This is a genomic window from Methylobacterium sp. E-025, assembly GCF_022829705.1.
In the GTDB taxonomy this organism is placed as follows: Bacteria; Pseudomonadota; Alphaproteobacteria; order Rhizobiales; family Beijerinckiaceae; genus Methylobacterium.
The window spans coordinates 88,129-111,182 of sequence record NZ_JAKSYR010000102.1 but is presented as its reverse complement, the minus strand read 5'-3'; the positions used below and the strand labels follow the sequence as shown (position 1 = coordinate 111,182).

The following is a 23,054-nucleotide window of genomic DNA, read 5'->3' as shown; positions in this document are numbered from 1 at the left end:
GCGACGTCGCATCCCTCTCCCCAACCCTCTCCCGAACGGGAGAGGGCGGCGCAGTGCGTCCTGCGGGAGGTCTCACAAGCCCAAGATGCCCTTGGCAATGACGTTGTGCTGGATCTCGTTCGAGCCGCCGTAGATCGAGACCTTGCGGTTGTTGAAGTAGCTCGGCGCGGCCGCGTCGACCCAGTCGAAGCCGCCGGGCGGGTTGTTGGCGCCGGCGCCGCGCTGGGGCGCGGCGAGCGAGAACGGGCCGGCGAGCTCCACCAGCAGCTCGGTCGCCGCCTGCTGCAGCTGCGAGCCGCGGATCTTCAGGAGCGAGGAGGCCGGGTCGGGCTGCACCGAATCGGCGCGGCCCTGCTTGGCCGCGACCCGCATCTGGGTGATCTCCAGCGCCTTCAGCTCGATCTCGACCTCGGCGACCCGTCCGCGGAAATCGCCGTCGTCCCACATCGAGCCGGCGCCGGAGGGCATCTCCTTGGCGAGGCGCTTGATGCGCTGAATACGCTCCTTGGTCAGGCCGATGCGGGCGATGCCAGTGCGCTCGTTGGCAAGCAGGAATTTCGCGTAGTCCCAGCCCTTGTTCTCCTCGCCGATCAGGTTCTCGACCGGCACGCGCACGGAATCGAAGAACACCTCGTTGACCTCGTGGCGCCCCTCCAGGGTGATGATCGGGCGCACGGTGATGCCGGGCGACGTCATGTCCATCACGAGGAAGGAAATGCCGCGCTGCTTCTTCGCCTCCATGTCGGTGCGCACGAGGCAGAAGATCCAGTCGGCATGCTGGCCCAGCGTCGTCCAGGTCTTCTGGCCGTCGACGACGTAGTGGTCGCCGTCCCGCACCGCCTTGGTCTTGAGCGAGGCGAGGTCGGAGCCGGCGCCGGGCTCGGAGAAGCCCTGGCACCACCAATCGTCGAGATTGGCAGCCCGCGCGAGGAAGCGCTGCTTCTGCTCCTGGTTGCCGAAGGTCGCGAGCACCGGGCCGAACATGTAGCAGTTGAACTGCTGCGGCAGCGGCACCGCCGCCTGCAGCAGCTCCTCGGTGTAGATGTAGCGCTGGATCGGCGTCCAATCCTGGCCGCCCCATTCCTTGGGCCAGTGCGGCACGGCCCAGCCGCGCGCGTTCAGGATGCGCTGGGACGTGACGACGTCGTCCTTGCCCAGGCCGCGGCCTTCCGAGACCTTGCGCCGGATCTCGGCCGGGATCTTCTCGCGGCAGAAGCTGCGGACCTCGTCGCGGAACGCGATCTCGTCGGCGGTGTAGCGCAGGTCCATCGGTGTCTCCTGATCGTCGCGGATCGCTAGGCGGCGATCTCGAAGAGGCCGGCGCAGCCCATGCCGCCGGCCACGCACATGGTGACGACGGCGTAGCGCGCCTTGCGCCGCCGGCCCTCGAGCAGGGCGTGGCCGACGAGGCGGGCGCCGCTCATGCCGAAGGGGTGGCCGACGCTGATCGCGCCGCCGTTGACGTTGACCCGCTCGGGATCGATCCCGAGCGTGTCGCGGCAATAGAGCGACTGGCTGGCGAAGGCCTCGTTCAGCTCCCACAGGTCGATGTCGGCGACCTTGAGCCCGTGGCGTTCCAGCAGGCGCGGCACGGCGAAGACCGGGCCGATGCCCATCTCGTCGGGGCCGCAGCCGGCCGAGGCGAACCCGCGGAAGCTGCCCAGCGGGGCCAAACCGCGCCGCGCCGCCTCCGCCCCCGACATCACCACGCAGGCGGACGCGCCGTCCGAGAGCTGGCTGGCGTTGCCGGCGGTGACGAACGCGTGCTCGCCGCGCACGGGCTTGAGCTTGGCCAAGCCTTCCAGCGTCGTGTCGGGGCGGTTGCCCTCGTCCTTGGCGAGCCGGGTCTCGACGGTGCGGGTCTCGCCCGTGGCCTTGTCGGTGACCGACATCATCGCGGAGATCGGCACGATCTCGTCGTCGAACAGGCCGCGCTCCTGCGCCGCCGCGGTGCGGCGCTGGCTTTCGAGCGCGAACGCATCCTGCGCCTCGCGCGAGATGCCGTAGCGCCCGGCGACGATGTCGGCGGTCTCAATCATCGGCATGTAGATCGCCGGTAGGTGCGCCAGCAGCCAATCGTTCCGGGTCAGCTCCTTCTGCACCTTCGGCTGCACGAGGCTGATCGATTCGAGGCCCCCGGCCACCGCCACAGGGACGCCGTCGAGGATGACGCGGCGGGCGGCGCTGGCTATCGCCTCCAGGCCCGAGGCGCAGAACCGCGACACGGTCACGCCGGCCGACCAAACCGGGATGCCAGCGACGAGGCTCGCGTGCCGCGCGACGTTGCCGCCCGTGGCGTTCTCCGGGTAGCCGCAGCCGAGGACCACCTCCTCGACCTCGCCCGGCTCGACGCGCGCGCGCTCGACGGCGGCGCGGATCGCGTGCGCGCCGAGATCGGCGCCGTCGGTGAGGTTCAGCGCGCCGCGGAACGCCTTGCCGATCGGCGTGCGGGCGGTCGAGACGATGACGGCGTCGGTCATGCGGGGTCGGCTCCGGTCTTCGCGCGCTCTTCGGCGACGAGCACGCTGGCGAGCAGCTTGCCCGCCGGGCTGCGGGGCAGGGCGTCCCGGAACTCGAGCGCCCGGGGGATCTCGTGGCGGCCGATGCGGCTGCCGAGGAAGTCGTTGAGCGCGTCGAGGCTGAAGCGCTCGGCGCCGGGCTTCAGGGTAACGAAGGCCTTGGCCGCCTGCCCGCGGTACGCGCAGGGCACGCCGATGACGATCGTCTCGGCGACGGCCGGGTGCTCGTAGATCGCGCTCTCGATCTGCACCGGATAGACGTTGTAGCCGCCGGAGATGATCATGTTCTTGCGCCGGTCGACCAGGTCGAACAGGCCGTTCTCGTCCACCCGCCCGATGTCCCCGGTAAGGAACCAGCCGTCGCGGAACGCGTCCGCGGTGGCGTCGGGTTGCTCGAAGTAGCCGACGAAGACGTTCGGCCCGCGGATCGCGATCTCGCCGGTCTCGCCCGTCGGCACCTCCACCGACGGGTCGTCGAGGGAGACGACGCGCATCTCGACGCCCTTCAGCGGAATGCCGATCACGCCGGGGCGGCGCTCCCCCGCCCGCGGCAGGCGGGTGCCCGCCGGCGCGGTCTCGGTCATACCCCAGCCGACGGCGAGGTTCACGCCCATCAGCCGGCTGAGGCGGCTCATCACGTCGAAGGGCAGGGGCGCGCCGCCGCTCATGCATGAGCGCAGCGACGAGAAGTCCACCGCCTCGATGCCGGGGCGGTTCAGCAGCGCGAACCACATCGTCGGCACGCCCGGCAGCGCGGTGGCGCGGCGGACCTCGATGTCGGCGATGATCTCGTCCAGGTCGAAGCGCTGGCGCAGCAGGATCTGGGTGCCGCCGCGGATGCCGCGCAGCAGCACCGTCGTCAGCGCGTAGATGTGGAAGAGCGGCAGCACGCAGACGGTGCGGGCCGAGGCCTCGCCCTCGTCCCCGTCGTCGGTCCAGAGCCGGTACATCGAGACGGAAGCCGTGAGGTTGCCGTGGGTCAGCATCGCCGCCTTCGGCAGCCCGGTGGTGCCGCCGGTGAACTGCAGCAGCATCACGTCGGAGGGCTTGCGCTGCGGCCAGGCCGCCGGACGCGGTGCCCGGCGCAGGGCCGACAGGGTCACGACGCCCGGGCGCTCGGGGATCGGCAGCGGCTCGGACACCGTCGAGGCGCCCCATTCCGCGTCGTCGCCGACGAGGAGGGTATCGACGGCGCCCTCGTCGAGAAGCTTCAGCGCCACCGGCAGGAAGCCCGGGAGGTTGGTGGTGACGAGGACGCGCGCGCGGGTGGTGCCGAGCTTGTGCGCGAGCTCGCGCGGCGCATCGAGACCGGACAGGTGCACCACCCGCAGGCCGGCCCGAGCCGCCGCGAAGAAGGCGACCGGGTGGAACGGGGTGTTCGGCAGGTGGAGGCCGATCGTGGCGTCGGGCGTTAGCCCGCGATCGATCAGGCCGGCGGCGACCGCCTCAACGTGGTCGGCGAATTCGGGAAAGCCGATCGCGCGTCCGCGGAAATCGAAGGCCGGGCCCTTCGCCGCGGCGACGCCCGCCGCCAGCAGGTCCGGGATGGTGCCGATCTCGACCGGGCCGTCCCAGTCGCAGGCATTCGGGAAATGGCGCGCCCAGGCCTGTGCCCGCGGCTCCGCCGTCGGCTCGGTCTCCCGGATCGCCTGATGCGACACGCCAACCTCCCAGACGCGGCCTCGTGCGGGCCGCTGTTCCATGATTGCAAAATTCGATCTATGCCGATGCCGGGCGGTGTCAACCAAACATACCGGTTTTTCGAAACCGGAACGGGCGGGCCGGTGTCGAGCGGCGCCGCAGACGTGCCGGAAACGGGGCCAGGAGGAGCCGATGGAGCGGACGACGGAACCGGACCTGCCGCTGGCGGGCATCCGCGTCCTCGACTTGTCGCGGGTGCTCGCCGGGCCGTGGTGCGCGCAGGTGCTGGGCGACCTCGGCGCCGACGTGATCAAGGTCGAGCATCCGACCCGCGGCGACGACACCCGCGACTGGGGCGTCGCCACGAGCCCCGGCAACACGACGTATTTCGACAGCGTGAACCGCAACAAGCGCTCGCTCGGCCTCGACCTGGCGTCCGAGGAGGGTGCGGCGCTGGCACGAAGGATCGCGGCCGGCTGCGACGTGCTGATCCAGAACTTCAAGCGGGGCGGCGCCGACAGGCTCGGGCTCGGCTACGACCGCCTGTCGGCGGAGAACCCGGGGCTGATCTACTGCTCGGTCGCCGGCTACGTCGGCGACGGGCCGGAGGCGGAACGCCCGGGCTACGACCTCGTGGTGCAGGGCGAGGCGGGCCTCATGGCGCTGAACGGCCGCCCGGACGAGCCTCCGATGAAGTTCGGCGTCGCGGCCGTCGATCTGTTCACCGGCCAGTATGCGGCCCAGGCGGTGCTCGCGGCGCTCCTTCAGCGCCACCGCACCGGGCGCGGCCGCCACGTCGAGATGGCGCTCTACGATTCCGGCCTCAGCCTGACCTCCTATGTCGGCCTCGCGGCGCTCGCGCTCGGGCGCGATCCCGAGCGGGTCGGCAACGCGCACCCGGCGATCGTGCCCTACGGCGTGTTCGAGGCGGCCGACGGCCCCCTGGTCATCACCGTCGGCAACAACGGACAGTACCGCCGCTTCTGCACGGTGATCGGCCGGGAGGACCTCGCGGCCGATCCGGACTACGCGACCAACCTCGGCCGCTCGCGCCACCGCGACCGGCTCGCGCCCGAGATCGACCGCGAGCTCGCGCGCATCCCGCGGGCGACGCTGATCGCAGCGCTCCGGGACGCGGGCATTCCCTGCGGCGAGGTCGCCGGCCTGCACGAGGCGTTCCGTTCCGATCGGACGGCCGAAGCGCACATGCTGCATGCGGGACGATCGCCCGTCCTCGCGCCGCCCTACCGCCTCGACGGAGCCCGTCCCCCGGTGCGCCGGCCGCCGCCGGGCCTCGGCGAGCACACGCGCGCGCTGCTCGCGGAACTCGGCCTCGATTCGGAGCATATCGCCGACCTGCGGACGCGCGGCATCGTCGCGGGCTGACGCCGGCCCGCGCGACCGAACCCCGATCTCGAAAACCGCCGACGCCCGGACCCGGCCGGACGCGGCGCACGATGAGGAAGCCAGCATGACCGACACCCCGACCACCCTCCGCCGCGACGGCCGCGTCGCCGTCATCACGCTCGCCTCGCCGCCGGTGAACGCGCTCGGCGCGGCCGTCCGCGAGGGCCTGCGCGACCGGATCGCGGAAGCCGGGGCGGATGCGGAGGTCGGGGCGATCGTGCTTACCGGCTCGGGCAAGCTGTTCTCCGGCGGCGCCGACATCACCGAGTTCGGCAAGCCGCCCCGCGGCATGGGGCTCGGCGAGCTGCTCGACATCGTCGAGACCTCGTTCAAGCCGGTGGTCGCGGCGATCCACGGGCAGGCGCTCGGCGGCGGGCTCGAGCTGGCGCTGGCCTGCCACCACCGCGTGGCGACGCCCTCGGCGAAGCTCGGCCTGCCGGAGGTGAAGCTCGGCCTCGTCCCCGGCGCCGGCGGTACGCAGCGCCTGCCCCGCGTGGTCGGCCCGCAGAAGGCCCTGGAGATCATCACCTCGGGCCAGCCCGTCGGCGCGAAGGCCGCGCACGCGATGGGCTTGCTCGATGCGCTGACCGGCGCGGACACGCTGGTCGCCGACGCGACCGCCTTCGCCGAGCACATCCTCGCCGAGGGACAGGCCTCGCCCCGCATCCGCGACCGCGACGACCGCATCGCGGAAGGGCGCGACGACCCCGCCCTGTTCGACGCCTTCCGCAAGGCGAACGCCAAGAAGTTCCGCGGCTTCGAGGCGCCCGAGGCCTGCATCCGCTGCGTCGAGGCGGCCTGCAACAGGCCGTTCGCGGAGGGCATCGCCTTCGAGCGCGAGACCTTCGAGCGGCTGATGCACGGCGCCCAGTCGATCGCCCAGCGCCACGTCTTCTTCGCCGAGCGCGAAGCCGCCAAGATCCCGGGCCTCGGCAAGGACGTCCCGACCCGCCCGGTCGCCCGCGTCGGCATCATCGGCGCCGGCACCATGGGCGGCGGCATCAGCATGAACTTCCTCAACGCCGGCATCCCGGTGACGATCGTCGAGGCCAAGGCCGAGGCGTTGGAGCGCGGGCTGAAGACGATCCGCCGGAACTACGACGGCTCGGCGAAGAAGGGGCGCATCACCGCCGCCGACGTCGAGACCCGCATGGCGCTGCTGACCGACAGCCTCGACTTCGCGGACCTGGCCGGCTGCGACCTGATCATCGAGGCGGCGTTCGAGGACATGGACCTCAAGCGCACGATCTTCCGGACGCTCGACGCCATCGCCAAGCCCGGCGCGATCCTCGCCTCCAACACCTCCTACCTCGACATCGACGTGATCGCCGGCATGACCCGGCGGCCGCAGGACGTGATCGGGATGCACTTCTTCTCGCCGGCCAACGTCATGCGCCTGCTCGAGGTGGTGCGCGGCGCCGAGACTGCGCCCGACGTGATCGCCACGGCGATGGCGCTCGGGCGCCGCATCGGCAAGGTCGCGGTGCTGGTCGGCGTCTGCCACGGCTTCGTCGGCAACCGCATGCTGGAGCAGCGCCAGCGCGAGGCGAACAAGCTGATCCTCGAAGGCGCCCTGCCGCAGGACGTCGACCGGGTGGTGGAGGGCGTCGGCCTGCCGATGGGGCCGTTCGCGATGAGCGATCTGGCCGGCCTCGACATCGGCTGGTCGGCGGAGACCTCGAAGGGCGAGAGCGTGCGCGACATCCTGTGCGAGCAGGACCGCCGGGGGCAGAAGACCGGCCGCGGCTTCTACGATTACGACGAGAACCGGAAGCCCTCGCCCTCGGATGCGGTCGAGGCGGTGATCCGCGACGTCTCCGAGCGCAAGGGCATCGCCCGCCGCACCGTCACCGACCAGGAGATCCTGGAGCGCTGCCTCTATCCGATGGTGAACGAGGGCGCGAAGATCCTCGAGGAGGGCAAGGCTTTGCGCGCCTCCGACATCGATACGGTCTGGATCAACGGCTACGGCTGGCCGGTCTACACCGGCGGCCCGATGCACTGGGCCGACGGCATCGGCCTCGGCAAGATCCTCGACCGGATGAAGACCTTCGAGGCGGAGCACGGGCCGGAATTCGCGCCCTCTTCCCTGCTGGAGAAGCTGGTCGCCGAGGGCGGCAGCTTCGCCGGGTACGATAGAGCGGCACGGACGGCGGCGTAGAACCCGCGTCTCCCTCCCCCTTTGCGGGGGAGGGTGGGCCTCGCGTCAGCGAGGGTCGGGAGAGGGGAGCGCCGTATCCGGAACCGTCGCTCCCCTCTCCCGACCCGCTTCGCGGGTCACTCTCCCCCCGCAGAGGGGGCAGGGCAATGCGCGGCGTCTACCCGATCGCCCCGCTGGCGATCGTCACGCCGCCGTCCACCACGATGGCCTGGCCCGTCGTGAACCGCCCCGCGGCGGAGGCGAGGAAGATCGCCGCACCGGCGATCTCGTCGGGTTCGCCGATGCGGCGCAAAGGCGCGAGCGAGGTCGCGGATTCCAGGACCTTCGGGTCCTCCCACAAGGCGCGGGCGAAGTCGGTGCGGACGAGGCCGGGGCAGATGCAGTTCACCCGGACGTTGTGCGGGCCGTACTCGACCGCGTAGTTCCGCGCGAGCTGCATGTCGGCCGCCTTCGAGACGTTGTAGGCGCCGATCACCGGCGAGCCCTTGAGGCCGCCGATCGAGGAGACGATGACGATCGCGCCGTCGCGCCGGGCGATCATCGCCGGCGCCACCAGCTGAATCAGCCAGTGGTTCGAGACGATGTTGTTCGACAGGATCTTGGTGAACTGCTCGTCCTTGATGTCGGCCAGCGGCCCGTAATACGGGTTGCTCGCAGCGTTGCAGACCAGCGTGTCGACCGCGCCTAAACGGTCGTTGGTCTCGCCGATCAAACGGACGAGGTCCTCCTTCACCGAGATGCTGGCCGGCACCGCGATGGCGCGGCCGGCGCCGTGCGCCGCCTCGATCTCGGCGACGACCGCGTCGCAGGCCTCGCGCTTGCGCGACGACACCACCACCCGCGCGCCCTGCTCGGCCATGCGGAGCGCGATGGCGCGCCCGATCCCGCGGGACGAGCCGGTGATGACGGCGACCTTGCCGGTGAGATCGAACAGCGACATCGGATCATCCTCTCGCGCGTCTGAGCTTGGCCATGCCGCCGATCCAGCGGTCGTGGTCGTCGGCCTTGCGGCGCACGTAACCGGCGACCTGCGGGTGCGGCAGGATCAGGAAGCGGCCCTCGGCGAGGCCGGCGAACGCCGCCTCCGCCACCGCTTCGGGGCTGAGCAGCCCGTCGAGGAGCGCCGGCTCGCGCGCCGAGGCGCCGCGCACCATCGCGGTGTCGACCCCCTGCGGGCAGAGCGCGGCGACGCGGATGCCATGGTCGCGATGGGTGATCGCGAGGTGCTCGTAGAAGCCGAGGGCGGCGTGCTTGGTGGTGGAATAGGTCGCGCTGCCGATCTGGCTGAGCAGGCCGGCCGCCGAGACCGTGGCGAGGAAGGTCCCCGCGCGTCGGGCGATCCAATCCGGCAGCAGCGCGCGCGCCGCGTGGACGTGGGCCATCACGTTGACCGCCCAGGCGCGCGCTCAGTCGGCATCGGGCGCGGAGGCCGCATTCTCGGGATCGGGGTCGCGCAGCAGGATGCCGGCATTCGAGCAATAGACGTCGACCGGCCCGTGCTCCCGGATCGTCCGCGCGACGAGGTCGGCAACGCTCTCGGCCGCGCCGACGTCGCAGGTCGCGGCGACGCCGCCGATGCGCGCCGCGGTCTCGGCGGCGCCGGCCGCGTCGACGTCGGCGGCGATCACCGTGGCGCCGTCGGCGGCGAAGCGCTCGCACAACGCCCGGCCGATGCCCTGGGCTGCGCCCGTCACCACGACGACGCGCGCCATCGCGGTCAGGCCCCGGCTTTCACGGCGAACGACCAGGCGGCGTCGGCGAGCTTCGGCACGCGGGCGGCCATGTCGGCGGCGTGCTCGCTCGCGGCGGTGCCGGCCTTCATCCGGCCGGCGATGCCCTGGAGGATGCCGACGAGTCGGAACAGGTTGTAGGCGAAGTACCAGTTCAGGTCGGGCAGGCCGTCGCGACCGGTCTCGCGGCAGTAGAGCGCCACCGCCTCGTCCTGCGTCGGGATGCCGAGCGCGGGGAGATCGAGCCCGCCGAGCGCGCTGCGGCCGTCCGCCGGCAGCATCCAGTGCATCAGAAGGTAGCTGAAGTCGGCGAGCGGATCGCCCAGCGTCGACAGCTCCCAGTCCAGCACCGCGGCGACCCGGCCATGGGCGAAGATCATGTTGTCGAGGCGGAAGTCGCCGTGGACGATCGAGACCCGGTCCTGCTCCGGCACGGTCCGCGGCAGCCAGGCGATCAGCCGCTCGGCCGCCTCGAGCCGGTCGCCTTCGGCGGCGCGGTACTGCTTGGTCCAGCGGTCGGCCTGGCGGGCGAAGTAGTTGCCGGGCCGGCCGTAATCGCCGAGCCCGATCGCGGTGGGGTCGGCCCGGTGCAGGCGGGCGAGGGTCGTGATCATGCCCGCGTAGACGTCGCGCCGCTGCGCCGGCTGAAGCTCCGGCAGGGCCGCATCCCAGTGCACGGCACCCTCGACCGCCTCCATCACGTAGAAGGCCGCACCGATCACGCCGGCATCCTCGCACAGGGCGTCCGCCCGCGGCACCGGGAAGCCGGTACCGTGCAGTGCGCGGATCAGGCGGTACTCGCGCTCGACCGCGTGGGCCGAGGGCAGCAGCGGGCCGAAGGGCTTGCGCCGCAGCACGTAGGCGCCCCCCGGGGTCTCGACCCGGTAGGTCGGGTTCGACTGGCCGCCCTTGAACTGGCGCAGCGTCAGCGGGCCGTCGAACCCGGCGACATGCTCCGCCATCCAGGCCGCCAGGGCGCCCTCGTCGATCCGGTGGCGCGGGTCGACCGGCTTGGTGCCGGCGAAGGCGGAATCCCCCGTCCCGCTCACGCGGCGGGACCCGCGTTGCTGTGGCGGGCGAATTCGAGGCGGGCGATCGAGCGGTTGTGGACCTCGTCCGGCCCGTCGGCGAGCCGCAGGGTGCGGATGTGGGCGTAGGTGCGGGCGAGGTCGAAGTCGTCGGAGACGCCGGCGCCGCCATGGGCCTGGATCGCGTCGTCGAGCACCTTCAGCGCGATGCGCGGGGCGGCGACCTTGATCATCGCGATCTCGAGCTTGGCCGCCTTGGCTCCGACCTTGTCCATCATGTCCGCCGCCTTCAGGCAGAGCAGGCGCGTCATCTCGATGTCGATGCGGGCCTCGGCGACGCGCTGCTCCCACACCGACTGGTCGGCCAGCCGCTTGCCGAAGGCGGTGCGCGCGAGCAGGCGCCGCACCATCGCCTCGAGGGCGGCCTCGGCCGCGCCGATAGTGCGCATGCAGTGGTGGATTCGGCCCGGGCCGAGGCGCCCCTGCGCGATCTCGAAGCCGCGGCCCTCGCCGAGGATCAGGTTCTCGGCCGGCACGCGCACGTCGCGTAAGGTGACCTCGGCGTGGCCGTGCGGGGCCTCGTCGTAGCCGAACACCGAGAGCAGGCGCTTGATCTCGACGCCGGGCGCATCGAGCGGCACGAAGATCTGCGATTGCTGCTTGTGGCGCTCAGCGTCCGGGTCGGTCTTGCCCATCACGATCGCGATCTTGCAGCGCCGGTCGCCAACGCCGGTCGACCACCACTTGCGGCCGTTGATCACGTAATGGTCGCCGTCGCGGCGGATCGAGGTTGCGATGTTGGTCGCGTCCGACGAGGCGACCTCGGGCTCGGTCATCAGGAAGGCGGAGCGGATCTCGCCCGCCATCAGCGGCTTGAGCCAGCGCTCCTTGTGCATCGGGCTGCCGTAGCGGTGCAGCACCTCCATGTTGCCGGTGTCGGGGGCCGAGCAGTTGAACACTTCCGAGGCCCAAGCCACCCGGCCCATCTCCTCGGCACAGCGCGCGTAGTCGAGATTCGTCAGCCCGGCACCGTGGAACGCATCGGTGTCGTGCTCGGGCGAGGGCGGCAGGAACAGGTTCCACAGGCCCGCCGCGCGCGCCTTAGCCTTCAGGCCCTCGATCGCCGCGGAGGGCGCCCAGCGGTCGGGCACGGACTGTGCCGTCTCGGCCTTCACGGCGTCGAGCGCCGGATAGACCTCGGCGGCCATGAAGTCGCGCACGCGCTTGAGCCAGAGCTCCTGCGTCGAGGACGGGGAAAAATCCAATGTTCCACTCCCTGAGCCCGCCGACGTCGTCGCGTGGCTGGGCGGTCCGAGCGTACTCCCGCTTCGAATCGGGCCACAAGCCCCAACCCGGCCGGCCCTGACAGATCGGCGCTCCCGTCTCCGACCGCCCGGCGTACCGAAACCTTGAACCGACGTTCCCACGGCGATCGGCGCTACGACGGCGCGGCCGCTCCGTGCTGTCGAACGAAGGCTCCGTTTGGTACAGAGGCAAGCATTCGCTCGCTGTGACGCCGGAACTGTTGCAGATCGACGCTTGGAAAAATCTATAGAAGACTTAACGTGCGTGAAGGCTCGCCCGTCCGATCGATGGCATTCACGGCGGGCCGGGACAGCGTTTCTCCTCCGGCGGCACCTTCGCCGGTCAACGTCCCCCGACCTCCCGGCGAAGGTGCTTTTCGTCGCGGCCGCGCGTCAGGCTTCCATGCCGCGAGGAGCCGCCGCGCCCCCAGAAAGCGGAGTGCCCGTCGTGTCCGAGCCGATCACAGCGCGCTCCCTCGTCGGTCGGGATCCCGCCGTGACGACGATCGTCTTCCTGGTGCTCCTCGTCGAAAGCTTCTTCCTGCTCGCCTGCCTCCTTTACCTGTAGGGTGCCGCGGGCGGAGCGGGGCGACGGACGCCATCCCCCGCCCGGCGTTCGCAGGACCATGCCCGAGGTCGGTGATCTCGCCCGAGGAGTCCGGCCGCGATGAAGCGCTTCGGGCTTCACGTTTCGTCAACCCTATCGCCAGGTCGCCGACGCTCGCGCTTTACATGGAACAAAACAGGAACGAAGTAGGGTCATCGAAACGGAGTGCCCGACATGCTCAAGCGGATGGTTCTGGTCGGCGTCGCGGAGTTCATGGCCTTCGGGCTGCTCGCGGTCGCGGTGGCGGGTTGGGCGGTAGCCTTGGCCCCGATCCGTTGAGGGATGCCTTCGGCGCGGGCGGCCGGACCGCCCGTGCACAGGATAATCGGTCGCAGGCCGCGCGTCCGAAACGCCACATCGGCGGTGGATATCGGCGATCGCGGCCTACCGGCCATCGACTCCGGCGGCCGAAGGACGGATCTCTGGGGCACCCGCACAAGGACCGTCATGGCGCGCCAGCTCAAGGAGGTCGGATTCGTCCACCTCCACGTCCACTCGTCCTATTCCCTGCTCGAGGGCGCCCTCAAGGTGGGCGACATCGTCAAGTCGGCTCTGGCCGACCACCAGCCGGCGCTGGCGCTGACCGACACCAACAACCTGTTTGGCGCGCTCGAGTTTTCCGAGAAGGCCGCCGGCAGCGGCATCCAGCCGATCGCCGGGATGCAGCTCTCGGTGGCGTTCGAGGCCGTCGACCCGATGGCACGGGTGGCGAGGCCCGCCGGCAGCCTCGTCGTGCTGGCGCAGGACGAGACCGGCTACGGCAACCTGCTGCGGCTGGCGAGCCGCGCCTACTTCGACACCGGGCTCGGCGAGGCGCCCTGCGTGAGCGCCGCGGCGCTCGCCGAATCGTCGGCGGGCCTGATCGCGCTCACCGGCGGCTTCACCGGCCCGCTCGACGCGGCGCTGCGCGCCGGCCGCCCCGACCTCGCCGAGGCGCGGCTCGCCGCCCTGCGCACCACCTTCGGCGAGAGCCGGCTCTACGTCGAGCTCCAGCGCCACGGCCTCGACGACGAGGGTCGGATCGAGGCCGAGCTGCTGCGCATGGCCGACCGCGACGGCCTGTCGATCGCCGCCGCCAACGAGCCGTTCTTCGGCAAAGCGGGCGATTACGACGCCCACGACGCCCTGCTCGCGATCGCCGACGGGCGCGTCGTCTCCGACGACCGCCGCCGCAAGCTCACCGCGCGCCACGGCTTCAAGACCCGGGCCGAGATGGCCGAGCTGTTCGCCGACCTGCCGGACGCCCTGCAGGCGACGGTCGAGATCGCGATGCGCTGCGCGGTCCGCGTCCGCACCCGCAAGCCGATCCTGCCGAACTTTTCGCGGGTGGCGGCGGGCGGGACCGCGCCGATGCAGGACGCGCTCGCTGACGCAGCACCCTCGGTGCCGGTGGAGGTCGCGGCCGACGAGCCGACCGAGCTGCGCCGCCAGGCCGAGGCCGGCCTCGCCCTGCGCCTGAGGCAGCACGGGCCGTGCGAGGGCTTCACCGAGCAGGCCTACCGCGACCGCCTAGCCTTCGAGCTCGACGTCATCGTTGGGATGAAGTTCCCGGGCTACTTCCTGATCGTCTCCGACTTCATCAAGTGGGCCAAGGACCACGACATCCCCGTCGGCCCGGGCCGCGGCTCGGGCGCGGGCTCGCTCGTCGCCTACGCGCTGCTGATCACCGACCTCGACCCGCTGCGCTTCGGCCTGCTGTTCGAGCGCTTCCTCAACCCCGAGCGCGTCTCGATGCCGGACTTCGACATCGACTTCTGCGTCGAGGGGCGCGAGCGCGTGATCCAGTACGTGCAGGAGCGCTACGGCCAAGAGCAGGTGGCGCAGATCATCACCTTCGGCACGCTGCAGGCGCGCGGGGTGCTGCGCGACGTCGGCCGCGTGCTCGAGATGCCCTACGGGCAGGTCGACAAGCTGACCAAGCTGGTGCCGCAGAACCCGGCCAACCCCGTGACCCTGGTCCAGGCGATCGAGGGCGAGCCGAAGCTGCAGCAGGCGATCGAGGAGGAGCCGATCGTGGCTCGCCTCATGGAGATCGCCAAGAAGCTCGAGGGCCTGCACCGCCACGCCTCGACCCACGCGGCCGGCGTCGTCATCGGCGACCGGCCGCTGGAGCAGCTGGTGCCGCTCTACCGCGACCCGAAGACCGGGATGCGGGTGACCCAGTTCAACATGAAGTGGGTCGAGGCCGCGGGCCTGGTGAAGTTCGACTTCCTCGGCCTCAAGACGCTGACGATGCTCAGGTGCTGCACGGACCTGCTCAAGCAGCGCGGCATCGAGATCGACCTCGCGGCGCTGCCGCTCGATCAGCCCGAGACCTACCAGCCGATGGGCCGGGGCGAGACGGTCGGCGTGTTCCAGGTGGAATCGGCCGGCATGCGCAAGGCGCTCTGCGAGATGCAGGCCGACCGCTTCGAGGACATCATCGCGCTCGTCGCCCTCTACCGGCCGGGCCCGATGGCCAACATCCCGGTCTATTGCGAGCGCAAGCTCGGTCGCGACGCCGGCAACGAGGCGGCGTGGTACCCGCATCCCAAGCTGGAGCCGGCGCTGAAGGAGACCTTCGGCATCATCGTCTACCAGGAGCAGGTGATGGAGATCGCCAAGCTCCTGGCCGGCTACTCGCTCGGCGAGGCCGACATGCTCCGGCGCGCCATGGGCAAGAAGATCCGCGCCGAGATGGACGCCCAGCGCGACCGCTTCGTGAAGGGCTGCGTCGAGCGCGGGCTGACCAAGCCGAAGGCCAACGAGATCTTCGACCTGTTGGCCAAGTTCGCCGATTACGGCTTCAACAAGAGCCACGCGGCGGCCTACGCCCTGCTGACCTACCAGACCGCCTACCTGAAGGCGAACCATCCGGTCGAGTTCCTCGCCGCCGCGATGAACCTCGACATGGACAACACCGACAAGCTCGCCGAATTCCGGCAGGACGCGCAGCGGCTCAAGATCGTCGTCGAGCCGCCCTCAATCAACACCTCCGGCGTCACCTTCGAGGTCCATGTCGACGACAATGGCGTCGGGCGCATCCGCTACGCGCTCGCCGCGATCAAGGGCGTCGGGCGCGAGGCGGTGAAGTCGATCGTCGAGGCGCGCGGCGAGCGCCCGTTCAAGGATCTCGCCTGCCTCGCCCGCCGGCTCAACCCGCGCCACGTCAACAAGCGCACGCTCGAGAGCCTGGTCGCCGCCGGCGCGATGGACGACATCGAGCCGGACCGCGCCAAGGCCTGCGCCGCGGTCGAGCCGATGATGAAGCTGGCGCAGGGCGCGGCCGAAGCCGAGAGCGCCGGCATCGCCGACATGTTCGGCGGCGTCACCTCCACCGACGTGAGCTTGCGCATCCCGGCCTACGAGGGCTGGCCGATGGCCGAGAAGCTCAAGCGCGAGTACGACGCGATCGGCTTCTTCGTCTCGGGGCACCCGCTCGACGAGTATCAGGACCTGCTGGGCAAGCTCCGGGTGCAGAGCTGGGCCGAGTTCTGCCGCTCGGTTCGCGCCGGCACCTCGAGCGTCGGCAAGGTCGCGGCCTCGGTGCTCGACCGGTCCGAGCGCCGCACCAAGACCGGCAACAAGCTCGGCATCGTCACGCTCTCGGACCAGACCGGGCATTTCGAGGCGATCATCTTCTCCGAAGGCCTCGGGCATTACCGCGAGATCCTGGAACCCGGCCAGCCGCTGGTTCTCCAGCTCCAGGCCAACCTCGAGGGCGAGGACGTGCGCGCCCGGATCCTCGCCGCCGAGCCGCTCGATGCGGCGGTGGCGCGTTACCAGAAGGGCATGCGGATCTACCTGCGCGACGAGGGCCCGATCGGCGCCGTGCAGCAGCGCCTCGCCATGCGCGGCGAGGGCGAGGTCTCGTTGATCCTGCTGCTGGACGGCGGCGAGCGCGAGGTCGAGATCAAGCTGCGCGACAAGTACCAAGCCACCCCGCAGATCGCCGGGATGCTGCGCGCCGTGCCGGGCGTGATCCAGGTGGAGGTGAACTGATCGTGAGGAGCCTGAGCCCGCCACCGGCCCAGTGTGGCAAGCACCTATAGAATCTGGATCCCAGAAAATTCGTATCAGGACCTCGCAAGGAGAGCCTTGAGACGATCACTTTGCAATCTTGAGCAAACAAGAAATGGTTTATTCAATTAGATGAGCTCCGCGGTCGATGAATATCGCTTGCGTCCAGCTTCCGACTAGCGAATTCGTCATGTAGCGATAGTGTTTCATCTGCTCCTCCGGTGGAAGAAGGATGAAGCCAGCGATTTTGATTTCACCTTTTGCAAAATACCCACCGCAACTCGTAACATCATAAAGAACGCCGAATTCGCGAGGGAGTTCGCCTCTGACCGGTTCGATGAGACGAACCCGCGCATACCGTTCCATCATGGATATCGTCCGGACCTGAAGTACCTCCACCTTGCCAACGAGAAATCGGGTCGGCCATTCAACGAAAGAACCGCGCGTCGGTATCGGGACATCGCACGCCGAAGCGCTTGCAACGGACGTGAGCAACACGACCAAGGCCGACCGGATCGATCTCGTAAGCATCGACTGGATCACTCCATGAAAGACCTTCATCTCATGCGACTGAATATAAATCCTGATTTAAATTTATAAACAGTATACCTGCCATTGTAGCAACGTGATCGCAATACAACTGCACGAAGATGATTCGATAGGGACCTCGTAACGTCCTCTTTACCATGCCAAGGGGAAACAGGCATTCGGTCCGGTCGATGTGCGCCGGCGCAACCTCCTCAAAACCGACCGATCCTACACAGCCTCGCTTAACCAAGCGGGACGGGGTCGATGCGGACGAAGGTGGTGCTGGCGCTGACGGTGGTCGTCTACCTGACGACGGGCCGGGCGCCGGGCTTGCGCGAGTTGCGCAACCCGGATGCGGAGCATGGCGGCGGCCGCGTCGTGACGGCGCTGAAGCGCGCCTGGGTCTGAGGCCGCATCGATGGAGGCGTCCGCTCTCGCCGCCGCGAGCCTATCCCGGTGCGCCGCCCGAGATTGGATGGCCGAGATCCAGGCGGGCGGCGACCAGGGCCTGCAGGTTCCAGAGGTGCCGGTCGCGGATGCCGAGCGCCTCGCAGGCCTCGACCGTGCGAAACAGGTACTCGGCGCTCGGCCCGAGATGCCCGGACGCGACCGCGATCCGGTCAGCGATCTCGGCCTCCGTCAGGCGACCGGAATAGCGGTCGCTCGCGCGGTTCACGAGAAAGGTCAGCGCCGAGACCGTTCCGGCCTCCGTCGCGACCGGCAGCCAGCGCGCGACGTAGCCGCGCCCGCGCATCTCGCGGCGCCAGACCGGCATCAGCGTCTCGCGCAGGTTGGTTCCGGCCAAGCGGAACGCGACGCCCCGGCACGAGCCGCCGCGGTCCAGCGCGAGCACGAAGCCGGGCCGCTCCGGCGTGCCGCGAAAGCGCCGTTGCAGCAGGCAGAAGCGCCGGTGGAAGCCGCGCACCGTGCCGATCCGGCTCTCGGCGAAGGCGAATTCTGGCCGCCACATCAGCGAGCCGTAGGCGAACACCCAGAGGTCGCCGGCGCCGCCGCGCTGCTCGATGATCGCGTCGAGGCCGGGCTTCAGCTCCTCGTCGGTCATCACCTGCAGCGCGCTCTCGTCGTCGGCGACGGGAACGGCGTGGGCGCGGGCGATCAGGTCGAGGGAGAGGGCGAGCGGCGTGTTTCGCATCGGTCCGGGGGAGCAAGGACGGGGTCGGAACAACCCGGATCAGCCCCCAATGGTGCCGGCCTTCGCGTTGCCCACGGTCTCCAGCTCCGGGACGGCTCTGTGCGGTGGCCCTGGCAGACCTCGTCGTCGTCGATCGCCGTGAGCGCGTTCGCCGCCTTGTCCTCGCGGATCACGACCTTGGGTCGCTCGCCCTTGCCGAAGGTGCGACCCTTCATGTGGCTCGAGACGCAGTAGAGTGTGCGCCCGCCATCCTCGAACGGCCCGGCGATCCGGCTCGATTCGAACCGCACCGGCAGCAGCGAGACCGACCCGAACGCGACCTGCCGCAGGGCGAGGGCGGCGATGCGCTCGCGGACGGGTTTTGACGACGCCGGTGCGGCGGGGGAGGGCGCTTCGCCGCGCCCCATGCAACCGGTGAGGATCACGGTGATGGCGAGGATGGGCGCGGACCGTCGAAATGCCCGCGGCGTGGGACGCGCAGCGGGTCCCGAGATCGAATTCCGCACCAGCATCCAATTCCCGCAACCTCTCCCAATGCCCGAAGCTACCGCGGCTTTCAGTCCTAGGAAACCCGCACCCTCACGCCGCACACCAAAAACGCCTATGTACGGCGGATGCAGTGGACCGATGAAGCGCTCGTGCTCGGCGTGCGCAGGCAGGGCGAGACCGGCGTCGTCCTCGAGGCGATGACCCGCGCGCACGGGCGTCATCTCGGCCTCGTCCATGGCGGGCGTTCGCGCCGGTTGCAGCCGGTACTGCAGCCCGGGAACCTGGTCCGCGCGACCTGGCGCGCGCGGCTCGACGACGGCCTCGGCGCCTTCGCGGTCGAGCCGCTCGAATCGGCCCTGTCGCGGCTGATCGGCTCCGGCCTGGCGCTCTACGGCGTCGGCCACCTCGCCGCCCTCCTGCGCCTGCTGCCCGAGCGCGATCCGCATCCCGAGATGTTCGAGGCGGCCCGGGTCCTGATCGGCCACCTGCACGACCGCACGATCGCCCCGGTGCTGATGGTGCGGTTCGAGCTGGCAATCCTGGCCGAGCTCGGCTTCGGCCTCGATCTCGGCGCCTGCGCCGCCACCGGCGGGAACGACGCCCTGATCTACGTCTCGCCGAAGAGCGGGCGCGCGGTCAGCGCCTCGGCCGGGGAGCCCTACCGCGACCGCCTGCTGGCGCTGCCGGCCTTCTTGCGCGACGGCGGGCGGTTGGAGGGCCCGGACGACGTGCGGAATGGGTTTACCTTGACCGGCTACTTCCTCACCCAGCACATCTGGGGTCCGCGGGCGCTGCCCGTCCCCGAGGAACGCTCACGATTCGTCGCGGCCGGCCTGGATGCCGCGCCGTGATGTTCGTGTTATGTTCCACATGAAACATCTGAGAACGGAGCCGTGATGGGCCAGCCCTTCGAGCCGCCGACCGGGGACGGCATCGAGAGCGTCGAGCTGAAGTCCGCGCTGGAAGAGCGCTACCTCGCCTATGCGCTGTCCACGATCATGCACCGGGCGCTGCCCGATGCCCGCGACGGGCTCAAGCCGGTGCACCGCCGCATCCTCTATGGCATGCGGCTGCTTCGGCTCGATCCGAACACCGCGCACAAGAAGTGCGCCAAGATCGTCGGCGACGTGATGGGCGACTTCCACCCGCACGGCGATCAGGCGATCTACGACGCGCTGGTTCGGCTAAGCCAGGACTTCGCGCAGCGCTATCCGCTGGTCGACGGCCAGGGCAACTTCGGCAACATCGACGGCGACGGCCCGGCCGCCTACCGCTACACCGAGGCGCGGCTCACCGAGGTCGCGCGGCTGATCCTCGACGGGTTCGACGAGGACACGGTCGACTTCCGCCCGTCCTACAACGGCGAGAAGGACGAGCCCTCCGTCCTGCCGGCGGCGTTCCCGAACCTGCTCGCCAACGGCAGCCAGGGCATTGCGGTCGGCATGGCGACCTCGATCCCGCCGCACAACGCGGCCGAGCTCTGCGACGCGGCGCTCTACCTGATCGCCAACCCGCAGGCGACCTCGGCGCAGCTCGTCAGCTTCGTGCAGGGGCCGGACTTCCCCACCGGCGGCATCCTGATCGACTCGGCCGAATCGATCGCCGAGGCCTACCGCACCGGCCGCGGCGCCTTTCGCGTGCGCGCCCGCTGGACCAAGGAGGACCTCGGCCGCGGCACCTGGAACATCGTCGTCACCGAGATCCCCTACGGCATCCCGAAGGCGCGGCTGATCGAGAAGCTCGCCGAGCTGCTGCAGGAGAGGAAGCTGCCGCTGCTCGCCGACGTGCGCGACGAATCGGCCGAGGACGTGCGCGTCGTGCTGGAGCCGCGCTCGCGCAGCGTCGACCCGGTGATCCTGATGGAATCGCTGTTCCGGCTGACCGAGCTCGAAGCCCGCATCCCGCTCAACATGAACGTGCTGGTCGGCGGCCTCGTGCCCCGCGTCATCGGGCTCGCCGAGGCTTTGCGCGAATGGCTCGACCATCGCCGCGTCGTGCTGCAGCGGCGCTCGCGCAACCGGCTCGGGCAGATCGAGCGCCGGCTTGAGATCCTGAACGGCCTGCTCATCGTCTACCTCGACCTCGACGCGGTGATCCGCATCATCCGCGAGGAGGACGAGCCGAAGCCGGCGCTGATGGCGCATTTCGGGCTGACCGAGGTCCAGGCCAACGCGATCCTCGACACGCGGCTGCGCTCCCTGCGCAAGCTCGAGGAGATGGAGCTGAAGCGCGAGCTGGAGACCCTGACGCGCGAGAAGGACGGGCTCGAGGCACTGCTCGGCTCGGATGCCGCGCAGTGGAAGGCGATCACCCAGCAGGTCCGCCAAGTGAAGAAGGCGTTCGGGCCCGACACCAAGCTCGGCGCCCGCCGCACGACGCTGCAGAACCCGCCCGACACCGCGGGCATCGACTTCACGGCCGCGATGGTCGAGCGCGAGCCGATCACCGTCATCGTCTCGGAGAAGGGCTGGATCCGCGCGCTGAAGGGCCACGTCGCCGACCTGTCGGGCGTCGCCTTCAAGGGCGACGACCAGATCAAGATCGCTTTCCCGAGCGAGACCACCGCCAAGATCCTGGTGCTGGCCTCGAACGGCAAGGTGTTCACGCTCGACGCCTCGAAGCTGCCGGGCGGCCGCGGCTTCGGCGATCCGATCCGGCTTATGGTCGACCTCGACGACGGCACCGAGATCGTCGCGGCGCTGCCCTATCGCCCCGAGACCCGCCTGCTGATCGCCGGCTCTGACGGGCGCGGCTTCCTCGCGCCGTCCGACGGGCTGGTCGCCAACACCCGCAAGGGCAAGGGCATCCTGGGCCTCGACGGGGACGCCAAGGCGGTGCTGCTGGTGCCGGCCGAGGGCGACCACGTCGCGGTGACGAGTTCCGACAAGCTGCTGCTGGTCTTCCCGATCACCGAGCTGACCGAGCTCGTGCGCGGCAAGGGCGTGCGCCTCCAGCGCTGCCGGCAATCGACCCTCGTCGACGCCTGCGTCTTCGCCCTGGCCGAGGGCTTGCCCTGGCGCGACGGCTCCCCCCAGCCGCGCCTCGCCAACGCCGGCGTGCTGGAGAAGTGGATGGGCCACCGCACCGATGCGGGCACGCTGATGACCCGGAGCTTCCCGAAGTTCGAGCGGTTCGGTCGGTAGAGAGGGCCTGGTTCTGGATCGCCGGAAGAGGGGGAGCGGCTTCTCCGAATCCGGCGCTCCCTCTCCCGACTTGCTTCGCGGCCCACCTTCCCCTCGAAAGGGGGAGGGAAGAGCTCGAACGCGATTGCGAGGCTTATCCGCTCACCGCACCACCCCCTCGCGCTTCAGCAGTGCGCGCTTGCGCTCGATGCCCCAACGGTAGCCGGACAGGGCTCCGTCCGTCCGCACCACCCGGTGGCAGGGGATCGCGACGGCGAGGGCGTTGGCGCCGCAGGCGCGGGCGACGGCCCGCACCGCCGCCGGCGTGCCGAGGCTCCGGGCGATCTCGGCGTAGCTCGCGGTCGTCCCCGCCGGGATCCTGCGCAGGGCGTCCCAGACGCGCTGCTGGAAGGCCGTGCCGCCGATCTCGAGGGGGAGGTCCACCGGGCACCCCGGCGCTTCGACCAGGCCGACGACCTGCGCGACCAGCGCCTCGAACGCGGCGTCGCCGCCCGCGAGCGCCGCGTTCGGAAAGCGGTCCTCCAGGTCGCGCAGCAGCGCGTCCGGATCGTCGCCGAGCAGGATCGCGCAGACGCCGCGGGCGGTAGCCGCGACGAGGATCGCGCCGAGGCTGCACGAGCCGACCGCGAAGCGGATGGTCTCGCCGGTCCCACCCTTGCGGTAGGCGGCGGGCGCCATGCCGAGCCGCTCGCCGACCCCGGCGTAGAAGCGGCTCGCCGCCCCGTAGCCCGCCTCGTAGAGCGCCTGCGTGACGCTGCCGGCGCTGGGTAGCGTCTTCGCCATCCGTTCGGCCCGGCGGGCCTCGCCGTAGGCCTTCGGCGTCACGCCGGTCGTCGTCTTGAACACCCGATGGAAGTGGAACGGGCTCATCCCGGCCGCGCGGGCGAGAACAGCGAGCGCCGGCAGCGATTCGGCCTCGTCGATCAGGCGGCAGGCGCCGGCGATCGCCGCGGCACGCCTCGCATCGGGCGACGCCTCGTTCGGCCGGCAGCGCTTGCACGGACGGAAGCCCGCATCCTCGGCCTCGGCGCAGGTGGCGTGGAACGCGACGTTCTCGGGACGCGCCGCGCGCGACGGACAGCTCGGTCGGCAATACACGCCGGTGCTGCGGACCGAGTAGACGAAGCGGCCATCGTACGCCGCGTCGCGCGCCGACACGGCTTCGCGCCGCATGGCATCCCCTGAGAGATCGGGACGGGCGGCCTCGGTCGTCGGCATCGCAGCCTCATCGATGATCGGGGCCGGATGCGGCCCGCGCGGTCTCCCCGTCATGCGCTGCTCGCTCACGGGCCTCATCCCGTCCCTTGCTCTCGAATCCGGCGGGCATCCTGGGCGCGCACGGCGT

Annotated in this window: 15 protein-coding genes and 2 pseudogenes; 6 read left to right on the top strand and 11 right to left on the bottom strand. The window is 70.4% G+C overall.

The features are described 5' to 3' along the window. Positions 1–72 precede the first annotated feature (72 nt). From MKK64_RS12740 to MKK64_RS12730, 3 genes are read right to left on the bottom strand one after another with little or no spacing between them, the layout of a single operon-like run. Complete coding sequence (locus MKK64_RS12740) at positions 73–1,269, bottom strand: acyl-CoA dehydrogenase family protein (RefSeq protein ID WP_243935302.1); 1,197 nt, start codon at positions 1,267–1,269, stop codon at positions 73–75. 26 nt (positions 1,270–1,295) lie between these two features. Then, positions 1,296–2,480 (bottom strand): acetyl-CoA C-acyltransferase, encoded by a 1,185-nt coding sequence (locus MKK64_RS12735; protein WP_243935300.1) that lies wholly within the window; start codon positions 2,478–2,480, stop codon positions 1,296–1,298. Beyond that, positions 2,477–4,165, bottom strand: coding sequence for an AMP-binding protein (locus tag MKK64_RS12730; RefSeq protein WP_409567953.1), 1,689 nt, complete (start codon positions 4,163–4,165; stop codon positions 2,477–2,479). The genes MKK64_RS12735 and MKK64_RS12730 overlap by 4 nt, the downstream gene beginning before the upstream one ends. A 187-nt stretch (positions 4,166–4,352) precedes the next feature. On the opposite strand from MKK64_RS12730, the gene MKK64_RS12725 reads away from it, so the two are divergent. Both MKK64_RS12725 and MKK64_RS12720 read left to right on the top strand, forming a co-directional pair. Further along, positions 4,353–5,546 (top strand): CaiB/BaiF CoA transferase family protein, encoded by a 1,194-nt coding sequence (locus tag MKK64_RS12725; protein WP_243935295.1) that lies wholly within the window; start codon positions 4,353–4,355, stop codon positions 5,544–5,546. An 85-nt stretch (positions 5,547–5,631) separates the two neighbouring features. Next, positions 5,632–7,728 (top strand): 3-hydroxyacyl-CoA dehydrogenase NAD-binding domain-containing protein, encoded by a 2,097-nt coding sequence (locus MKK64_RS12720; RefSeq protein WP_243935293.1) that lies wholly within the window; start codon positions 5,632–5,634, stop codon positions 7,726–7,728. A 157-nt stretch (positions 7,729–7,885) separates the two neighbouring features. Here the strand turns inward: MKK64_RS12720 and MKK64_RS12715 are convergent, their stop codons facing one another. The 4 genes and pseudogenes from MKK64_RS12715 to MKK64_RS12700 form a co-directional block, all read right to left on the bottom strand. Continuing rightward, positions 7,886–8,668 (bottom strand): SDR family NAD(P)-dependent oxidoreductase, encoded by a 783-nt coding sequence (locus tag MKK64_RS12715; RefSeq protein ID WP_243935291.1) that lies wholly within the window; start codon positions 8,666–8,668, stop codon positions 7,886–7,888. Between the two features lie 4 nt (positions 8,669–8,672). Then, positions 8,673–9,449: pseudogene (locus MKK64_RS12710) on the bottom strand (SDR family NAD(P)-dependent oxidoreductase). After that, positions 9,446–10,507 carry a phosphotransferase family protein gene (locus MKK64_RS12705; RefSeq protein ID WP_243935289.1) on the bottom strand — a complete coding sequence of 354 codons (1,062 nt, stop codon included), beginning with the start codon at positions 10,505–10,507 and terminating at the stop codon, positions 9,446–9,448. Before MKK64_RS12705 ends, MKK64_RS12710 begins: the two are co-directional and overlap by 4 nt. Then, positions 10,504–11,751, bottom strand: a complete 1,248-nt coding sequence (locus MKK64_RS12700; RefSeq protein WP_243935286.1) for an acyl-CoA dehydrogenase family protein — start codon at positions 11,749–11,751, stop codon at positions 10,504–10,506. Before MKK64_RS12700 ends, MKK64_RS12705 begins: the two co-directional genes overlap by 4 nt. A 1,093-nt stretch (positions 11,752–12,844) precedes the next feature. Between MKK64_RS12700 and dnaE the strand changes: the two genes are divergently transcribed. Further along, positions 12,845–16,378, top strand: coding sequence for a DNA polymerase III subunit alpha (gene dnaE, locus MKK64_RS12695; protein ID WP_243935284.1), 3,534 nt, complete (start codon positions 12,845–12,847; stop codon positions 16,376–16,378). Positions 16,379–16,516: 138 nt separating this feature from the next. Here the strand turns inward: dnaE and MKK64_RS12690 are convergent, their stop codons facing one another. After that, entirely contained in the window at positions 16,517–16,765 is a 249-nt protein-coding gene (locus MKK64_RS12690; protein WP_243935280.1) for a hypothetical protein, read from the bottom strand. Positions 16,766–17,188: 423 nt separating this feature from the next. Between MKK64_RS12690 and MKK64_RS12685 the strand changes: the two genes are divergently transcribed. Then, positions 17,189–17,332 (top strand): hypothetical protein, encoded by a 144-nt coding sequence (locus MKK64_RS12685; protein ID WP_187274632.1) that lies wholly within the window; start codon positions 17,189–17,191, stop codon positions 17,330–17,332. 40 nt (positions 17,333–17,372) lie between these two features. Here the strand turns inward: MKK64_RS12685 and MKK64_RS12680 are convergent, their stop codons facing one another. Both MKK64_RS12680 and MKK64_RS12675 read right to left on the bottom strand, forming a co-directional pair. Further along, positions 17,373–18,077, bottom strand: coding sequence for a gamma-glutamylcyclotransferase (locus MKK64_RS12680; RefSeq protein WP_147727506.1), 705 nt, complete (start codon positions 18,075–18,077; stop codon positions 17,373–17,375). Positions 18,078–18,116: 39 nt separating this feature from the next. After that, positions 18,117–18,484: pseudogene (locus MKK64_RS12675) on the bottom strand (hypothetical protein). A gap of 207 nt (positions 18,485–18,691) precedes the next feature. On the opposite strand from MKK64_RS12675, the gene recO reads away from it, so the two are divergent. Both recO and parC read left to right on the top strand, forming a co-directional pair. Then, complete coding sequence (gene recO / locus MKK64_RS12670) at positions 18,692–19,417, top strand: DNA repair protein RecO (RefSeq protein WP_243935278.1); 726 nt, start codon at positions 18,692–18,694, stop codon at positions 19,415–19,417. A gap of 45 nt (positions 19,418–19,462) precedes the next feature. Beyond that, on the top strand, positions 19,463–21,709 hold the full coding sequence (parC, locus tag MKK64_RS12665) for a DNA topoisomerase IV subunit A (RefSeq protein ID WP_147727509.1): 2,247 nt from the start codon (positions 19,463–19,465) through the stop codon (positions 21,707–21,709). A 141-nt stretch (positions 21,710–21,850) separates the two neighbouring features. Here parC and ada read toward each other — a convergent pair whose 3' ends face one another. Beyond that, positions 21,851–22,927: a bifunctional DNA-binding transcriptional regulator/O6-methylguanine-DNA methyltransferase Ada gene (ada, locus tag MKK64_RS12660; protein ID WP_243935275.1), complete on the bottom strand. Its 1,077-nt coding sequence runs from the start codon at positions 22,925–22,927 to the stop codon at positions 21,851–21,853. Between the last annotated feature and the right edge of the window lie 127 nt (positions 22,928–23,054).